Raw genomic sequence first — 17019 nt, 5'->3', positions numbered from 1 at the left:
TCCCCCCTAAACTTCACGATAACGGCGCATACCATTGAGATTCAAGACCAAGAATAGGACAGTAAAAGCTAATAATGCTAATAGATCTGGCCAAATTTGGGTGATACCAAATCCCTTAGTTACAACAGCGTTCATTGCATCGGCACCATAATAGAGTGGCATAACATGGCCAATTGCTTGTAACCAGCCCGCCATTTGGTCGATGGGGATGATTCCTGAGAAGAAGACTTGTGGAATGACAACAATTGGAATGAATTGCATCATTTGGAATTCTGATGTTGCAAAAGTTGAAATAAATAAGCCCATTGTTAGGGCAATCGTAGCCATTAGAACATTAATCAAGATGACATGCCAAATACTACCCAAGATTTGAATATCAAAAACGTAGATACTATATACAATAATCAATAGTGTTTGAATCAGCGCAAAAATACCATAACCACTTAAGTAGCCAGTAATAATTTCACCACGTTTGATGGGTGTTGCTAATAGACGCTTTAACGTACCGGTTGTTCTTTCACGTAGTAGGGCGATTCCTGAAATCAAAAAAACAAAGAAAAAGACGACAAACCCCATCATAACTGGCAAGAAAGCATCAAAAAAATTCGTGTCTTTGTCACCATAAATGTAGTGTGTGCTAACCGAATAGGATTTCGTTGCATTATTTTTTTGTTCAGGTAATGTGGTTTGAACATTTGCTTGCGTACCAGTTTGTTTTGCAAGTATTACTAGCTGTTGCTGTAATTTTTGAATCGCTTCTTTTTGTGTTTTTAAAGCCGTTACTGAAGCCTGTGTTTTTAGCTTAACTTGACCGGCTTGCAAACTTTTTTTAATAATTGAACTTTTGGTTTGATTACTATTTTGTAGCGTTAAAGTTAATTTATTGTCTTTTTGTGTCATGACAGCAGCATAGTCATGATCATGGATCAATTGTTTTGCCGAATCATCGGAAGAGATATGATGTATTTTCAAATTGTCATTGTTAATGGCTTTCACAAGCGTTGTGTCAACATTTCGAACGGCTAAATCTGCTGTTTGATCGTCATTAGATTGAAAAAGAAAATACATCAAAGTAAGAATCAGTAAGGGTGCGATAAACATCATGGCTAAAGTTCGTTTATCTCGCAACATTTCTTGTAAAATTCGCTTAATCATTGCTAGTGTGCGCATCTTGATCCCTCCCTGCTTTTAAAAAGACTTCCTCAACACTGTTAACTTTATATTCTTTTATTAATTTGGCTGGTTGGCCCTGCGCGATGGCGACACCATTGCGAATCATCAACAGACTGTCTGATTCTTCAGCATCGTCCATGACATGGGTCGTTAAGAGAATTGTTTTGCCTTCATGACTTAATCTGTGTAATTCTTGCCAAATTTGTTGTCTTAATTCAGGATCGATGCCCACAGTTGGTTCATCCAAAATGAGGATTTCTGGATTGGCAACTAAAGCAATGGCTAAAGATAAGCGTCGTTTCATACCGCCGGAATAGTCACTCACCTGTTTATCTAAATCTTCATCTAAATTAACAACTTTTGTTGCATAGTCAATTTGCGTTGGTAACGCTTTTTTATTCATACCTTGCATTTGTCCAAAGAAAATCAAATTTTCTCGAGCAGTTAATGATTCATATAAAGCATCAGCTTGCGCCATAAAGCCAATTCTAGCCAATATTTCGCGATTAGGCATAGCTGTCCCTAATACAGTAACAGATCCTTTTTTGGGTTTCGACATGCCCATGATCGTATTAATGAGCGTGGTTTTCCCCGAACCACTTGGACCAATTAAGCCTAAAATTTCACCAGATACAATCGATAAATTAATATCGCTAATAACAATATTTTTCCCATAACCTTGGGCAAGATCTTTTATTTGAATGATTTCTCCCATGTTGTCACCCCTCTGATTATTCTTTGTGACATTATTACCTTTAAAAGTGAGTGAGCATTCACTCCTTCGGTGTCAGCGTAACATGACACTGAAAGAATGTAAAAAGATTAGCTTGTTTTGTAGGTTAAACATAGTAAAAACATGATACTTATGACTTGTCCCATTATAGATATGAGCCTCAAATATTGTATTCAGTTGTTATTTTTCTTGACTTAAAGGTGATAATTTTGCGCTTATACCTGCCAAAATTCGGATAATTTCAGCAATTAAAGCGCCAATACCATCAAAAGATATGAAATCGTTGCATCTATTACTGGATAATGAAGAGATTTAGTCATATAGAAAATAAAATTGACTTCAAACATATTCAAAGAAAAATTGGGTTTAACTTTAACTTTCAACCGTTTCGGTATGGCGATCTATTCCATCAAAAATGGGTAACATTTTTTGTAAAGTCCATAAAAAATCGCCACACCTAACACTTGACTGCATTCTCACTTTAAATCAAAAATAGCAAACAAATATTTATTTTAGAGTATAATTACTCTAACTATTTGTTTGTGTTCAAAAAATTTAAGAAAAGCGAGAGTGGGAGTATATGCTATTTGATATGGTTAATTACGATGAATTAGAAAAAACACTTGAGAAAAAGTTTGAAGAATTTGACCATAAAAATGGTTTGGAAGTCACAAATAAAAAATATGCGTTTTCTGTTAAAGACAGCAATGGTAATTTCAAGGCTGGCGTGACCTTTAGTCAATTTGGTACTGAATTTTGGCTTCAAGATATTTATATTGATGAAAAATTTAGAGGTCAAGCTATCGGCACAAACTTAGTCGCAGAAGTTGAAAAATTTGCTAAAGAAAATGATGGAACGGTCATACGCCTCACAACTTATACAGATTTAGCGCCTGAATTTTATAAAAAAATGGACTACCGTATTCTTGGAGTTATTAAAGATGTTCCCCAGTCAGGAATTGACCGTATAGACTTCGTGAAATATTTAAAGTTTTAGTCAATCGCTTACTTTGTAAATACAAATTATTTAATTTTATTCAAACACAGATAAAAGAGAGTAAAAATATGCTGGAACAAGTTTATCTTGCCTATGGAGGAGTCATATGATAATCACTTTGAAAGAACTACAAAGTAATGAATTATCAGCTTTTTGGGAACTAGCTTTTAGTGATCCCAACGCTGAATGGACTAAATGGAATGAGCCATATTTTCCCAATAAAATACCGACAAAAGAGGCTTTTACTGATTTAACTCAGGAAAATACTTATTTAAATAATCCTTTACGTAAAATCATTTGGGCAGATGGTAAAATGACTGGAATGGTTACGGCCAACTATGAAGATAAGCCATTAAACCATTGGCTTGACGTGGGAATTGTCATTTATCGACAATCTGTACAACACCAAGGTATTGGGAAAATTGCTTTAAAACAATGGATAGATGAATTATTTGCGGCAACATCATTACCACATATTGGTTTAACCACATGGTCAGGTAACTATCGCATGGTTGCTTTAGCTGAAAGTTTGGCTCTAAAAAAAGAAGCTGAAGTGCGCCAGGTTCGTTATTGGCAAGGACAGTATTGGGATTTTGTTAAATATGGTATCCTACGTTCAGAATGGACAAAGTAATTTTTTACGGTAACATTCTCGTATGTTAAAATCCTCATAGTCCTGATTTACGAAGAAAATAAATTTGTGAAACGAGACTGGTGAGAGCCTTAAAATCTAAAATCCAATAGAGATTGGGACAAAAGTAAAAAAATTAAATATTCGAATTATGTATGATGAAATTAATAATTTTCGTCATTTAATTATAGTTTGGATATTTTCTTTTTAACTAGACTTTTGTACTTATCTCTTTTTTTATACACTATATTGGTTTTTAAATATTTTTATTGTGGGTACAAATAACAAGATTAAAACCATTAAACGTGTCGTCTATAATTTTTGAAACTTTAAAATGATTCGTCTACACATGTAATTACCTTTAAAGATAGTTTTAACTTGTAAAATTATACAAAAAAGCAGCCAAATTTATGAAAAATTCAGCTGCTTAAAGTTTAAGCTATTTACCTTTTTAGGTATATCTCAAAATACATCCATTATCTGTTAACCAAATAATCGTCCTAAATTGGTTGAATGATTGTTTGGTCGGCTATTTTGAGCAATTGTAGCGGGGTATCAAATGCTTCAGAAAGCAAATCTATTTGTTTTTGCATTAGGATAGCAGATTCGCTGATTAGGTCAGCAGAGCGCCGTAATAACCAAATGTGTTGGCTGTACCGGAATGCCTGATTTAAATCATGAAGCACCATTAAAACGGTCATTTGTCGTTTTACTTGTAGTTGTTGCAAAGTTTTTAAGAATCGTTCTTGAAAATGCAAATCTAAAAACGTTGTTGGCTCATCTAAAATCAATAAATCTGGTTGTTGTTGTAACACGAATCCTAACCAGGCAAGCTGTTGTTGTCCACCGGATAAATCAGACATTTGTTGATTTAATAACGGCGTCAATTGCAAGGTTTCGATGACTTCTGTATCCATCGTTGCCTGACTAAGTTGTAGTAATTCATACACAGTTAAGGGTTCGTATAACTGGTTATGTTGAGATAATACAGCAACGTGCTTGGCTTGACTAATGACTGAACCATGGTCGGGTTGCAGTTCGTTGGTTAGTAATTGAATTAAAGTTGATTTACCAACGCCATTTGGACCAATCAATGCAGTAATTTGATGCTCAGGTAAGTACGCTGATACATTATTTAATAACTGATGATTACCACGACTAAAGGAAAGATGATCAAGGTTGAGCATGATGACCTCCTTTGATTAACATTAGACCAAATAACGGGCCACTAATTGCTAATAGAATGGCACTGGTGGGTAGTTCCTTGGGTGCCATGACTGTACGTGCAATGGTATCAGCATTAAGCAATAACAAGCTACCCCATAAAGCGGTAGGCCAGATTAACTGCTGACTTTGTTGTTTCGGACTCATAAAACGGGCAATTTCTGGCAAGATGGCCCCTAGAAAGAACACTATACCGATGAGACTGGTTAGTGCCCCTGTCCATAAACCAATTGCCAGCAGGATGAACCAAATCGTTTTCTCTTCTGAAATACCAAGTAGTTTGACTTGCCGAGAAGGAAGCGCAAAATATTTCAAATTTGGCCAAACAACAGTGATCAGGATACAACCAATAATCGTCATCATGAATAATTGCATGACTTGTGGCCAGCTCACCGTACTTAGTGAGGGTATTGGAACTCCCAAACCTTCACTAGCAATATTAGTGAGTGCTTGAAAAGTCATGGCTGTTGCAATTCCCAATAAAATTAGACGCAATGGTGGTTGATGTTTTGGTAGTACAACGAACCAAACGGCTGTCAATACTGCTCCAGCAAAACTACTTAGCAAAACGTTGACGTTTAACAAATGTGGTAAAAGTACCAAGAAAGCAATCAATAGAAATTGACTACCATTCATAATACCTAAAATAGATGTATCCACAAGTTGATTGCGTAAAACGCTTTGTAGCAATAACCCACTAATACCAATGAGTGCCCCACCTAATACCGCGACAAGAATTCTTGGTAACCGGTAATTAATCATTAATTGCCAAGTGTCATGATTACCTTGAATAATTTTCATCAAAGAAATTGGTGTACTACCAACGACAAGTGCGACCATGATACTGATAACCACTAAGATGGCCAAAATAAATCGATAATATTTTGACATGATCGCCTCCTATTTTTTAAGCCAAGTACGAATTTGTTGATAAGCTTTAGGCGCATTTAAATTAGCAGTCATACCAAATGTTGGTTCCTTTGCTCGGTAAATATGACCTTCTTTAACGGCAGGAATTGCTTGCCATGTTGATTGCGTGAACAGTGAGTCAAAATTTTTGAAAACACTACCAGGCATTGCATGAGCCATCGTGATGATGACCGTTGGTTGCGTTTGGGCAATTTGTTCAGCATTCATCGTGACGAACGGACTGGAACCATTGCCAACCACATGACCACCAGCTTTAGTAATTAAATCACCGACATAACTATGTTTCGTACCAACTAAGAATGAGCCACCGGGCATTCCCATTAATAACAAGACATTTTGATGATGTTTGGTATGTTGTTGTGGTAACGACAGTGTGTGATTTAATTTTTTAGCAGCAGTTTCTCGATGGTAAGTTTTACCAAGAGAAGTAATTGCTGACTGTAAATTCGATAATGTATTAAAGTTCAACTGTTGATGTTTAATATGATCACTATCTAACTTTTGCTGATAATCAGAAGCAATCGCCGTATCTAAATACACCAAGTCAGGTTTTAATTGACCAATTTTTTCCAAGTTTGGTGCCACATGATTACCTACTTGTGGTAAATCACGATATTTTTTAGGTAGCGATTGTTGATCACCAGGTGTTGGTACACCTACTAAAGGCACGTTTAACTTATCAAATATTTGGGATTGTGCATTTGTTGTCACAATAATTCGCTTTGAAGTTGTCGTTTCATGAACTGGCCGCATCATTAGCCAAATCCAGCCAGCACTAATAATTAATAGTATTAACAATAAAATAGTTAATATTTTTTGTTGTTTTCGCATCGTCACTTACTTCTTTTTCTTCAAATTAAAGACAAGACCAAGAATGATACCTAAGACTAAGCCACCGCCAACGATACCAACGATTGGTAGTTGCGTACCCTGATCTTTATGTTTTTCTTCAGTAACTTGAGTTTTATGTTTTGCTTTTGAAGTTGATTTGTTAGTTGATGACGACTTGCTACTTACTGCATTAGTGTTGTCATTGTCATTTTGAGAACTTGAGCTAGTGACAGATTCACTTGTACTATTTGTTGTGACTGATGAACTGCTGGATTGTGAATTAACCTGTTGACTAGAAGATGTTGATGTAGAGGCAGCAGGTACTTTAGATGTATCTAATACTAAACCAACAATGTAGTTATGATGGTAATTAATACTGTCGACATCAACTTTAATTGCAGCATTGTGACGAGCGCTTAAGTTTGATGTCACGAAACTATAAGTAATCGTCTGTGAATTACCAGATTGGCTACGTGATACATTTGCTCCTGCACCATCAATGTTCAGTACTTGAACAGGATAGTCACCAAGATCTTTACCAGTTGTCACAGTTGACGTTACAGTATAAGTATTATTACCGTTCGCCGTCACTGTGGCAGAATGTGAAAAGTACGCTGCTGCATAAGAAGTATTAGATGTACCATTTTCTAGTACTTGCATAGGAACAGTATATGAGTCTGCATGAACAGCAGTTTGCATACCAAACATACAAAGTATTAATGCGAATAGTCCAAGGACTGCTCGAAGATATTTATTATGAAACATTTGCCTACCTCATTTTAAAGAAATTCGTCAAAAGGGCGACACCAACGTAACCCAATGCAGCAGCTAGAATACCACCAGCAACAATTAATACGTTACGTTGTGTCGTATTATCGTTTTTAGAATCATCTTGGGTATCTTTAGTGACATGACTATTTTTCTTAGCATGTGACTTGGTATGTGACTTGGCTTTAGCGTTATTTTGCGTATTACCTTTAGAAGTAGTTGTTGCATTATTTAAAGGTGTAAATGATGTTCCACGTGAAACATCTGAACTTAATGGGCTAGTTGTGAGACCAGAAGCATCTGGCAAACCAGTTGTTGGTTGCGTGGCTTCACTAGCACTACTCAATGCACGGCCAATTACCAAGCGAATCGTATAGATGTGATCGTATTGAAGCGGTGAGGTAAACTGAACGTGAATTTGCGTTGCAATAGGTGCTTTAATTTCATTTTCTGAGAATTGAAGCTCATAAGTTGATTGATAGTAGTTACCAGTCTTAATCGTGCTAATCCGCTTAACTTGGTGACGACTATCCATGAATGAAATTGGATTACGCCCCATCATAACAGGTGTATGTGTTGTGATATATCCAGTGTATGAGCCATTCTTATTGTGACGCAATTGAATAGTAGGTAGGAAATATTGTGCAGCAACTGAAGTACTATTACTATTACTCTGCAAAATCGTTAATTGATGCAGGGTTGCATTTGGAATACCAAGATAATTTTGAGAAGCAGAATTATCTTTCTGATTTGTATCAGCCTTTGGAATAATATTTTTGCCAAGGTTACTTGGTTGTTTTGTAGGTTGTATACTCTGAATATTAAAGACAATATCAGCACTAGGATTCTCAGTGAAATTGAGCGTTGGAACATAGATAGTCATATTAGACTTTAGCGTGTGTAATAAGTCAGACACTGGCAAAGTTACTTGCCAACCATTTTCTTTTGCTTGTGCCTTGTGACCATTGACAGCAAAAGCGGTCATTAGTGACATTGCACCATTTTTAGTTTTAAAGTAAATAGTTGCTTGACCATTTTTGACATCAACAATAGCTGTAGATGTCATGTATTGTTGCATTGTTGATGGTGTATGAGTACCAGTTTTATAAACTTGGTATCCAATTTGGTAACGACCATCTTTATTTATATTAGCGGGTTTTGAAGAACTTTGACTAGATTGACTTGTAGAAGCAGCGCTAGAAGAACTCTGACTAGACTGACTAGTAGAAGTAGCGCTAGAAGAACTCTGACTACTCGTTCCCTTAGCAATATCAAACTTAATATCAGCATCAGGATCTTCTGTTAAACCTATTTGTGGTACTTCGATATGCATGTGGGCTGTTAATGTCTTGGCTAAGTCCTTTGCTGGCAAAGTCACAATCCAATTATTTCCATTTGCTGTAGCTTTAGTATCATTAACCGATAATTGTTTCATCATTGACATCGCACTATTCTTTGTTGCAAAGGTAATCGTTGCTTTGCCATTTTTGATCGTCACTTTGGCTGATTCTGTCATGTAATTAGCCATAGTTGAGTCAGTCGTTGTTCCTGATTTATAAATATGATATTTGACATTGTAAGTACCATCTTTGAAATCAGTTGTCAGTAGCTGCTCAGGTTGACTAGTAGAAGTGGCACTAGAAGAACTTGAATTAGGTTTGCTTACAGATGAAGCACTGGAAGAACTTTGACTAGGCTTGCTTGTAGAAGCGGCACTAGAAGAACTTACTTGACTGTCAGATGAAGAGTCAGCTGCCCCATCATCACTACTAATATCCTTGATACTATTCATATCAAAGGAAATGTCTGCAGATGGCTTTTCCGTGTAGTTCAATTGGGCAACATAAATCGTCATGTCAGCTTTAAGGGTGTTAGTTAGGTCTTTCGCTGGCAAAGTGACAATCCATGAATCCCCCTTGGCCTCAGCGTCAACGCCATTAACCGAGAACTGTTTCATCATTGACATGGCATCGTTCTTAGTCTCGAAGTTAATGGTTGCCTCACCATTTTTAACAGTCACTTTGGCTGATTTAGTCATGTAGTTAACCATGGCCGAATCAGTCGTTGTCCCTGATTTGTAAACATCGTAATTTATAGCATACTTACCATCTTTTTGAATATCGGGTTGAGCTGGTGTGGGCTTAGATTCTGAAGTAGCGCTAGAAGAGCTTTGACTAGGCTTGCTTGTAGAAGTAGCGCTGGAAGAACTCTGACTAGGCTTGCTTGTAGAAGTAGCACTGGAAGAGCTTTGACTAGGCTTGCTTGTAGAAGTAGCGCTAGAAGAACTTTGACTAGGTTTACTTGTAGAAGTAGCGCTAGAAGAACTTTGGCTAGACTGACTTGTAGAAGCTGCGCTAGAAGAACTTGAACTAGGCTTGCTTACAGATGAAGCACTAGAAGAGCTTACTTGACTGTCAGATGAAGAGTCAGCTGCCCCATCATCACTACTAATATCCTTGATACTGTTCATATCAAAGGAAATGTCTGCAGATGGCTTTTCCGTGTAGTTCAATTGGGCAACATAAATCGTCATGTCAGCTTTAAGGGTGTTAGTTAGGTCTTTCGCTGGCAAAGTGACAATCCATGAATCCCCCTTGGCCTCAGCGTCAACGCCATTAACCGAGAACTGTTTCATCATTGACATGGCATCGTTCTTAGTCTCAAAGTTGATGGTTGCCTTACCATTTTTAACAGTCACTTTGGCTGATTTAGTCATGTAGTTAGCCATGGCCGAATCAGTCGTTGTCCCTGATTTGTAAACATCGTAATTTATAGCATACTTACCATCTTTTTGAATATCGGGTTGAGCTGGTGTGGGCTTAGATTCTGAAGTAGCGCTAGAAGAGCTTGAACTAGGTTTGCTTACAGATGAAGCACTAGAAGAACTTTGACTAGGCTTGCTTGTAGAAGTAGCGCTAGAAGAACTCTGACTAGGTTTACTTGTAGAAGTAGCGCTAGAAGAACTTTGACTAGGCTTGCTTGTAGAAGTAGCGCTAGAAGAACTCTGACTAGGTTTACTTGTAGAAGTAGCGCTAGAAGAACTTTGACTAGGCTTGCTTGTAGAAGCAGCACTAGAAGAACTCTGACTAGATTTACTTGTAGAAGTAGCGCTAGAAGAACTTTGGCTAGACCGACTTGTAGAAGCAGCACTAGAAGAACTTTGGCTAGATTGACTTGAGGAAGCAACACTAGAACTTGATGAATCATCCGTTGCGACATTTTTGATACTTTTCATGTCAAAGACAATATCTGCACTAGGTGTTTCTGTGAAGTTAATTGCGGCAACATAAATTGTCATCTCAGCAGTCAGTGTTTTATTCAAATCTTTAACTGGTACGGTCACAACCCAAGAATCATCTTTGGCTTTTGCCGTAACGCCATTGATTGAGAATTTCTTCATCATTGACATCGCATCGTTCTTGGTTGCGAAATCAATGGTAGCCTCCCCATCTTTAACGTTTACTTTGGCTGATTCAGTCATGTAAGTTTTCATCGTTGAATCGTCAGTTGTTCCTGATTTGTAGACATTATAATTAATAGAATAAGTGCCGTCCTGCAAGATGTCTTTGTCAGATGTGGCTGTCGATTCTGATGATGAACTAGATGAGCTGTCATTATCACTTGGTGCATTGATCAATGCTGGGGTCATATCAAAAGTGATATTTGAACTATAACCTTTACTTGGACTCTTTGGTACACTGGTAAATGACGCAATTGTTACCTTACCATCTTTATCTGGTATCAAGTCCTTGGTAGGAATAGTAAAATCAACGGATGTTTTACTATCTGTATCCTTAGTTTGACCGTCAAAAGTGACACTTGGAATCATTGACATCATGTCAGGAACACCATATGTGACTGAGACGACACTTGTTTGATCACCAATTTTAACGTTAAACTTTGGTGCAAAGAACTTATCCATTTGACTGTCAGGGCTAACATTAATTTGATAGTCACCAGTTTTGAATGTGTCTTGCGTTGCTGTTAGATCACCAACGTTAAAGGTTAGATTAGATGGATAATCGTGGACATATCCCATAGCGTCAACATGAGTAGTAGACTTTAAGGTTACTTGTCCATTTTTATCAGCTTGTAAATCCTTAGTTGGTATTGTAAAGGTTGTATCTTGACTAGTCACTGACTTCTTTTGACCATCAAGAGTGATATAAGGAATCATCCCAACTGTTTTGTCATCCAGAAGACTGATTGTGACGTCAGTTTTATCCCCTTTGACATTAATGTGAGCAGTTGAATTGAAGAACTTGTCCATGCCCTGATCAGCAGTCATTTTAACTGCTTCACCAGCTGAAACTTGATTACTATCGTTAGCGTCAGTTGATTTGCTTTCATCAGTTTGTGAATTGTCAACTGTTGATACGGTTGTGTCATTATCAGAAACTGATGTTGTAGAAGAAGACGACACACTTGTGGATTGACTATTCTTGGTTGAAGATACTGATGAAGTTGGTGAACTAACTGACGTTTGATCATCATTTGAACTAGCAGTGCTGCTTGATGACACACTAGAACTTGAAACAGTACTTGACGACACACTAGAATTTGAACTAGTAGTTGTTTCAGGCTTGAATCCCTGAATAGCTAAACGAATGTCATATTCATGATCATAATTCATCATTGGAATGTTCACATGAATCTTCGTTTTGATTGGTTGACCACTTGCTAATTCGTCAGCGGTTAATGTTAGGCGATAAACTGTTTGGTTGTACCCATTTTTTTGAGTGGTCCCCATTTTAACAACTTGATGTTGGGTATCCTCGCTTGAAATGGGGTCGTCGCCAAGACTAACTGGTGTATTAGATGTTAAATAGGCATAATAATTACCATCAGCCAGCTTCTCTAATGAAATCGTGTTTAAATAGAATTGGGATGCAGTAGAAGTTGCATCACTATTTCCCTGCAAAATTTTCAAATCATAATTCTTTTTAGTTGTTGCAGCTTGAGTTGTTTCAGCAGCATTAATGACCGTATTAACACTTGAAACAGTTGTTGTTGCTAGCATACTTCCAAGAACAACCGTTGAAAACAGTGTTGCAGTTCGTGAAAAAGTACTCATATCTGTCCTAAAACTCCTTGTATTATATTTTATTTGTCCAGTTTACAAGACTTCACACAATATTCATGAAAAGTTCATAATCGAACATGGTCAATTTTAAAGGTTATTTTTAGGTTAATCAAGTTATTTAAATCGAGAGTCTGAATATAATTAGTGATAAAATGGATTAAAGAAAATTTGCGAGGTTACCAATATGAAACAGACGTATGCGATTGTTGGTTTGGGCCGGTTTGGTAGCTCATTACTAGAATCACTAATAGAGGCTGATCAGGAAGTTTTAGTTATTGATAAAAATCCCAACCTAGTTGAGAATTATATGGATATTGCAACACATGCGGTCATTGCAGATGCACAGGATGAAGATGCATTACGAGATTTAGATTTAGCAAGTTTTGATCATGTTGTGGTTGCCATTGGGCATAATCAACAGGCATCGATTTTAACAACGATTCTATTGAAAGATTTAGGCGTTCGCCACGTTATTGCGAAAGCTGAAAATAATTTGCACGCTCGTGTACTAGACAAAGTTGGTGCTGATCAGGTTGTGAGACCCGAAAATGAAATGGCCCATCGTTTAGCTGAACAATTGATGACACCAAACTTGCTTAATTTTATTGACTTAGGTGATAAACATTCATTAGGTGAAATTAAAATCGGTAATTTACGTTTTGCAAACAAAACGATTGAAGAGATTGACATTAGAAAAAATTATGGTCTTAATATCATTGCGATTCGTTCAGAAGACCGAGTCGTTATTACACCCGAACCTGATGAAGTGATTCAGGTTGGGGATGTGTTAACAGTTGCGGGTGAAACGAAAGATGTGAAGCATTTTGAATCGTTAGTTGCCAAAATTAAGTAATTATCAGTGAATCGCTATTGACTATCAAACTTAAACGTCCTATAGTTAGACATACTAATTGATGTCTTGGTGAAAAAAGAGACTGTTGGTTATTGATGATATCTAGAGAATTTGTATTTGGTGAAAACAAATTATCATCAGCTAATAGTGGCGCTTTTGGAGAGACGAAAATTACCTGTAATTAAGTGGCTTAGTCAGCGACTAAGAATTAGGGTGGAACCGCGTTATCAAACGTCCCTATGTCAAATTTAATTTGGCATGGGGATATTTTTTTATCCTCATGCAGTGAGGTATATTTATGAATAATCAGTCTGAACGTGAGTTATCACGTGGTCTCAAGGCACGTCATGTACAAATGATTGCCATTGGTGGTGCGATTGGAACGGGTCTATTTTTAGGATCAGGTTCGGCAATTAAAGCAGCAGGTCCAGCGCTAATTTTAGCGTATGCCATCACTGGTTTATTTGCCTATTTAATGATGCGTGCGGTCGGTGAACTATTACTTTCGAATACAAAAGTTCGTTCATTCATTGATTTTGTACGAATTTATTTGGGTGATAAATGGGAATTTGCTATTGGTTGGGCATATTGGTTAAGTTGGGCAAGTTTAGCCATGGCTGATTTAACAGCTAGTGGTATTTATTTGCGGTATTGGTTCCCATCATTACCACAGTGGATTACGCCATTAATCGTTATTATTGTATTAGTAACATTTAATTTGATCAACGTTCGGTGGTTTGGTGAATTAGAATCATGGTTTGCTTCAATTAAAGTATTTGCGATTTTGGCATTGATCGTTGTCGGCATTGGTCTAATTCTTTCAGGATTCCATACAGGTGGCAATACAGCTAGTTTTAGTAATTTAGTGTCACATGGTGGTTTCTTTGCAACAGGATTTAAGGGCTTTATCATGGCATTTCCAATGGTGATCTTTGCTTTTACAGGAATTGAAATGGTTGGTTTAACTGCTGGTGAAACAGAAAATCCTGAACGTGATTTACCCAAAGCAATTAATTCAGTGCCCGTGAGAATTGGTTTATTCTACGTCGGGGCCATTGCAATTATTATGTCAGTTTATCCTTGGGATCAAATTGATACATCACAGTCCCCTTTTGTACAGGTGTTTTCGGGTATGGGGATTAAGTTTGCAGCAACATTAGTTAACTTTGTTATCTTAACAGCTGCTTTATCAGCGGCGAACTCAGCGATTTTTTCAACGTCACGTACATTATACGTGCTAGCAAAAAATCGCCAAGCACCTCATTCACTAGCAAAAGTGTCAAAGAATATGGTGCCTGTTACAGGTATGTTGGCATCATCGATTGTGTTCTTAGTGGTTGTCTTATTAAACTATTTCTTCCCTTCAAAAATATTTACGATGATTACCAGTGTTGCCACAATGAGTTTCATTTTTGTTTGGTTACTGATTATGGTTGCACATATTAAATATAGGCAAACACAAGCAGCGATTAATAATCCCTATAAAATGCCACTATTTCCGGCGACAAGTTATTTAACGATTATTTTCTTTATTATTGTGTTAATTATTTTAGCAATTAACGTTGAAACCAGATTATCAGTCTTTCTAACCATTCTATTCTTTATCTTGTTACTGGGTGGTTATAGTTTGTGGTCAAAACGTCGGCGTCAAGAATAAATGAAAAATAAGCGTGAGACAAAAGGCTTCAGTCTTTTGGAACACATTTAAGGACGGCAATCTACCAATTAAATTGATAGATTGCCGTCCTTTTCAGCTGGTCAAAACGACCGATGTTTTTATTAATAACGATGACTAATCTTCTAATAGTAGCTGAAAAGCAAGTCGTTCACCATTTGGGACAGGCATAAGCACGTGACCACAATATTGAAAACCAGCTTTTTTAACCGTCTTTTGCATCCCCTGATTAATTTCATGGGTATCAATCCGAATATCACGATAGCCATGCTCTAATGACAATATCACTAGATCATGAATTAAATGATGTGCGAGACCTTGACCACGAACATCTGCATCGATGGCAATGCGATGTAGACAGAGATATTGTGACTCATGACCTAACCATGAACCATCAATGTCCTCATAAGCTTGCTCAGGTCCGGGCACTAATTTACCAACACCAGCCACCTGATGATGATGGATGAGCACATAGACAAGGCCATTCTGAATATCTTGCACAAATTCTTCTCGTTGGGGCTCTGCTGATCCTTGCCATTGGGGTGAATTTTGACTGCCGAGATAGGCTACTGCCTGTTGAATAATACGATAAATAGCATCAACATCTGTTAATTTTGCTTGTCGCGTATAAGTTAATGACATGGATATGCGCCTCCCGATATAATTGAAATTTTGTACTTCATTATAGCAAATAATTAAAAAAATTGGTTTATAAAAAAATAAGCTAATAAAACAATGTTTTTTTAACTTATTATAAGGAATGATTAGGTATAATACTAATTAATGGTCATTTATATCGCCATGAACACGAATATAGTGATAAACGACATGAAATGAGGAAATAATCAATGCAAAAACGACCAGGAGATATTATCTTCCGTGCTGTTAAAGGTGCATTAATTGGATCAGGATTTATTTTACCAGGCATTAGTGGTGGCGCTCTTGCCGCCGTCTTTGGATTATATGAACGCTTAATTTTATTTATGGCAAATCCATTGAAAAACTTTAAAGCAAATGTCCGGTTTTTCTTACCAGTTGGAATTGGTGCAGTGCTGGGTATTTTTTTACTATCATTTTTGATTAGCTTTATGTTAGGAGAAATTGAAAGTGTTGCACGTTGGTTCTTTATTGGTGCTATTTTAGGAACGGTGCCAACATTATGGTATGAAGCGGGAAAAATGGGACGATCACAATGGGATATCGCATTGTCCATAATGGCGTGTATTTTGATGTTAATATTCTTATGGTTTGGTCGACCATTATTTTCAACCATTGAACCCAGCATGGGCGCTTGGTTTTTAGCAGGTGCTTTGATTGGATTAGGATTACTTGTACCAGGATTGAGTCCATCTAATTTTTTAATTTATTTAGGACTATACAAAGGAATGAGTGATGGTATTAAAAATGGTGATTTAACGGTATTGATCCCCCTTCTCTTAGGATTGATTGTGATTGTTTTAGTATTTGCAAAAGTTATGGCGTATGTTTTTAAAGTTGCTTATGCCAAGTTGTTCCATATTATTTTTGGTATTGTGATGGCATCAACAGTGATGATTATCCCGATAGATTATACTGGTTTCACTGTTTGGCATTATATGTTTGCAGTTATCTTATTAGCTCTTGGCACAGGATTGGGCTGGTGGATGGGTCGTTTAGAGCAGATGGTAAAGCCAGAGATAGTGGTTTAGAATTTCATAGTAGTGAAATTTGAGGTGGTGACTTGTCGTATGATACAAGGTAAATGATGCATGCAACAGCTCATCATTGAAAGCGATTTCAATAATGAGTTGTGTTTCATAATTAAACGTGCTATGGTTATCTTGTTAAGTTAATTAACGTATCTGGGGTGCTGTTAAGCTGAGAATATACCCACTGAACCTGATTTGGTTAATACCTGCGCAGGAAGATACAGTCCGAACATAGTAATTGATGGGCAGTCTTTTTGTGAAAACAAAGAGGCTGCTTTTTATATTTTATGAGGATTGCATAAAGCAATTGGTAAAAACAAAATCTAAACAACCATCGTCTGGGGTGCTGTCAAGCTGAGAATATACCCATGAACCTGATGTCGATAATACGATCGAAGGAAGTACGATATTTGACTGTGTACAAATACCCTTC

Annotated in this window: 13 protein-coding genes and 2 riboswitches; of the genes, 5 read left to right on the top strand and 8 right to left on the bottom strand. The window is 37.0% G+C overall.

Annotated features, from left to right (window positions below):
* Positions 1-6: 6 nt before the first annotated feature.
* Positions 7-1170, bottom strand: a complete 1164-nt coding sequence (locus AC3B5D_RS08680; RefSeq protein ID WP_489840416.1) for an ABC transporter permease — start codon at positions 1168-1170, stop codon at positions 7-9.
* A complete protein-coding gene (locus AC3B5D_RS08675) occupies positions 1148-1888 on the bottom strand; it encodes an ABC transporter ATP-binding protein (protein WP_489840417.1) in 741 nt (246 codons plus the stop codon). The genes AC3B5D_RS08680 and AC3B5D_RS08675 overlap by 23 nt, the downstream gene beginning before the upstream one ends.
* 598 nt (positions 1889-2486) lie before the next feature.
* On the opposite strand from AC3B5D_RS08675, the gene AC3B5D_RS08670 reads away from it, so the two are divergent.
* Together AC3B5D_RS08670 and AC3B5D_RS08665 are read left to right on the top strand one after the other, a co-directional pair.
* Entirely contained in the window at positions 2487-2903 is a 417-nt protein-coding gene (locus AC3B5D_RS08670) for a GNAT family N-acetyltransferase (protein WP_489840418.1), read from the top strand.
* 106 nt (positions 2904-3009) lie between these two features.
* Entirely contained in the window at positions 3010-3537 is a 528-nt protein-coding gene (locus AC3B5D_RS08665; RefSeq protein WP_489840419.1) for a GNAT family N-acetyltransferase, read from the top strand.
* Positions 3538-4034: 497 nt separating this feature from the next.
* On the opposite strand, the gene AC3B5D_RS08660 is transcribed toward AC3B5D_RS08665, so the two are convergent.
* Genes AC3B5D_RS08660 through AC3B5D_RS08640 form a run of 5 tightly spaced genes read right to left on the bottom strand, consistent with a single transcriptional unit; the run spans position 4035 to position 12361 of the window.
* The gene (locus AC3B5D_RS08660) at positions 4035-4721 is read right to left on the bottom strand and encodes an ABC transporter ATP-binding protein (protein WP_489840420.1); all 687 of its coding nucleotides are present in this window, start codon (positions 4719-4721) and stop codon (positions 4035-4037) included.
* Positions 4708-5649, bottom strand: coding sequence for a FecCD family ABC transporter permease (locus AC3B5D_RS08655; RefSeq protein ID WP_489840421.1), 942 nt, complete (start codon positions 5647-5649; stop codon positions 4708-4710). The genes AC3B5D_RS08660 and AC3B5D_RS08655 overlap by 14 nt, the downstream gene beginning before the upstream one ends.
* A gap of 9 nt (positions 5650-5658) precedes the next feature.
* Positions 5659-6519, bottom strand: a complete 861-nt coding sequence (locus AC3B5D_RS08650; RefSeq protein ID WP_489840422.1) for an ABC transporter substrate-binding protein — start codon at positions 6517-6519, stop codon at positions 5659-5661.
* A 6-nt stretch (positions 6520-6525) separates the two neighbouring features.
* Positions 6526-7284, bottom strand: coding sequence for an NEAT domain-containing protein (locus tag AC3B5D_RS08645; protein WP_489840423.1), 759 nt, complete (start codon positions 7282-7284; stop codon positions 6526-6528).
* Between the two features lie 4 nt (positions 7285-7288).
* Entirely contained in the window at positions 7289-12361 is a 5073-nt protein-coding gene (locus AC3B5D_RS08640) for an NEAT domain-containing protein (RefSeq protein ID WP_489840424.1), read from the bottom strand.
* Between the two features lie 193 nt (positions 12362-12554).
* Here AC3B5D_RS08640 and AC3B5D_RS08635 point away from each other — a divergent pair, with 193 nt between their 5' ends.
* The gene (locus AC3B5D_RS08635; RefSeq protein ID WP_489840425.1) at positions 12555-13223 is read left to right on the top strand and encodes a potassium channel family protein; all 669 of its coding nucleotides are present in this window, start codon (positions 12555-12557) and stop codon (positions 13221-13223) included.
* Between the two features lie 298 nt (positions 13224-13521).
* The gene (locus tag AC3B5D_RS08630; protein WP_489840426.1) at positions 13522-14880 is read left to right on the top strand and encodes an amino acid permease; all 1359 of its coding nucleotides are present in this window, start codon (positions 13522-13524) and stop codon (positions 14878-14880) included.
* A gap of 135 nt (positions 14881-15015) precedes the next feature.
* On the opposite strand, the gene AC3B5D_RS08625 is transcribed toward AC3B5D_RS08630, so the two are convergent.
* The gene (locus AC3B5D_RS08625) at positions 15016-15540 is read right to left on the bottom strand and encodes a GNAT family N-acetyltransferase (protein ID WP_489840427.1); all 525 of its coding nucleotides are present in this window, start codon (positions 15538-15540) and stop codon (positions 15016-15018) included.
* Positions 15541-15746: 206 nt separating this feature from the next.
* Here AC3B5D_RS08625 and AC3B5D_RS08620 point away from each other — a divergent pair, with 206 nt between their 5' ends.
* Positions 15747-16586: a DUF368 domain-containing protein gene (locus AC3B5D_RS08620; protein ID WP_489840428.1), complete on the top strand. Its 840-nt coding sequence runs from the start codon at positions 15747-15749 to the stop codon at positions 16584-16586.
* Positions 16587-16730: 144 nt separating this feature from the next.
* Positions 16731-16820, top strand: a riboswitch (TPP riboswitch).
* 95 nt (positions 16821-16915) lie between these two features.
* A riboswitch (TPP riboswitch) is annotated at positions 16916-17005 on the top strand.
* The last annotated feature ends 14 nt before the right edge of the window (positions 17006-17019 follow it).

The organism is Weissella sp. ESL1177, from assembly GCF_058107185.1.
The sequence above is the reverse complement of the archived record's forward strand: the minus strand, read 5'-3'. Positions and strand labels throughout refer to the sequence as shown.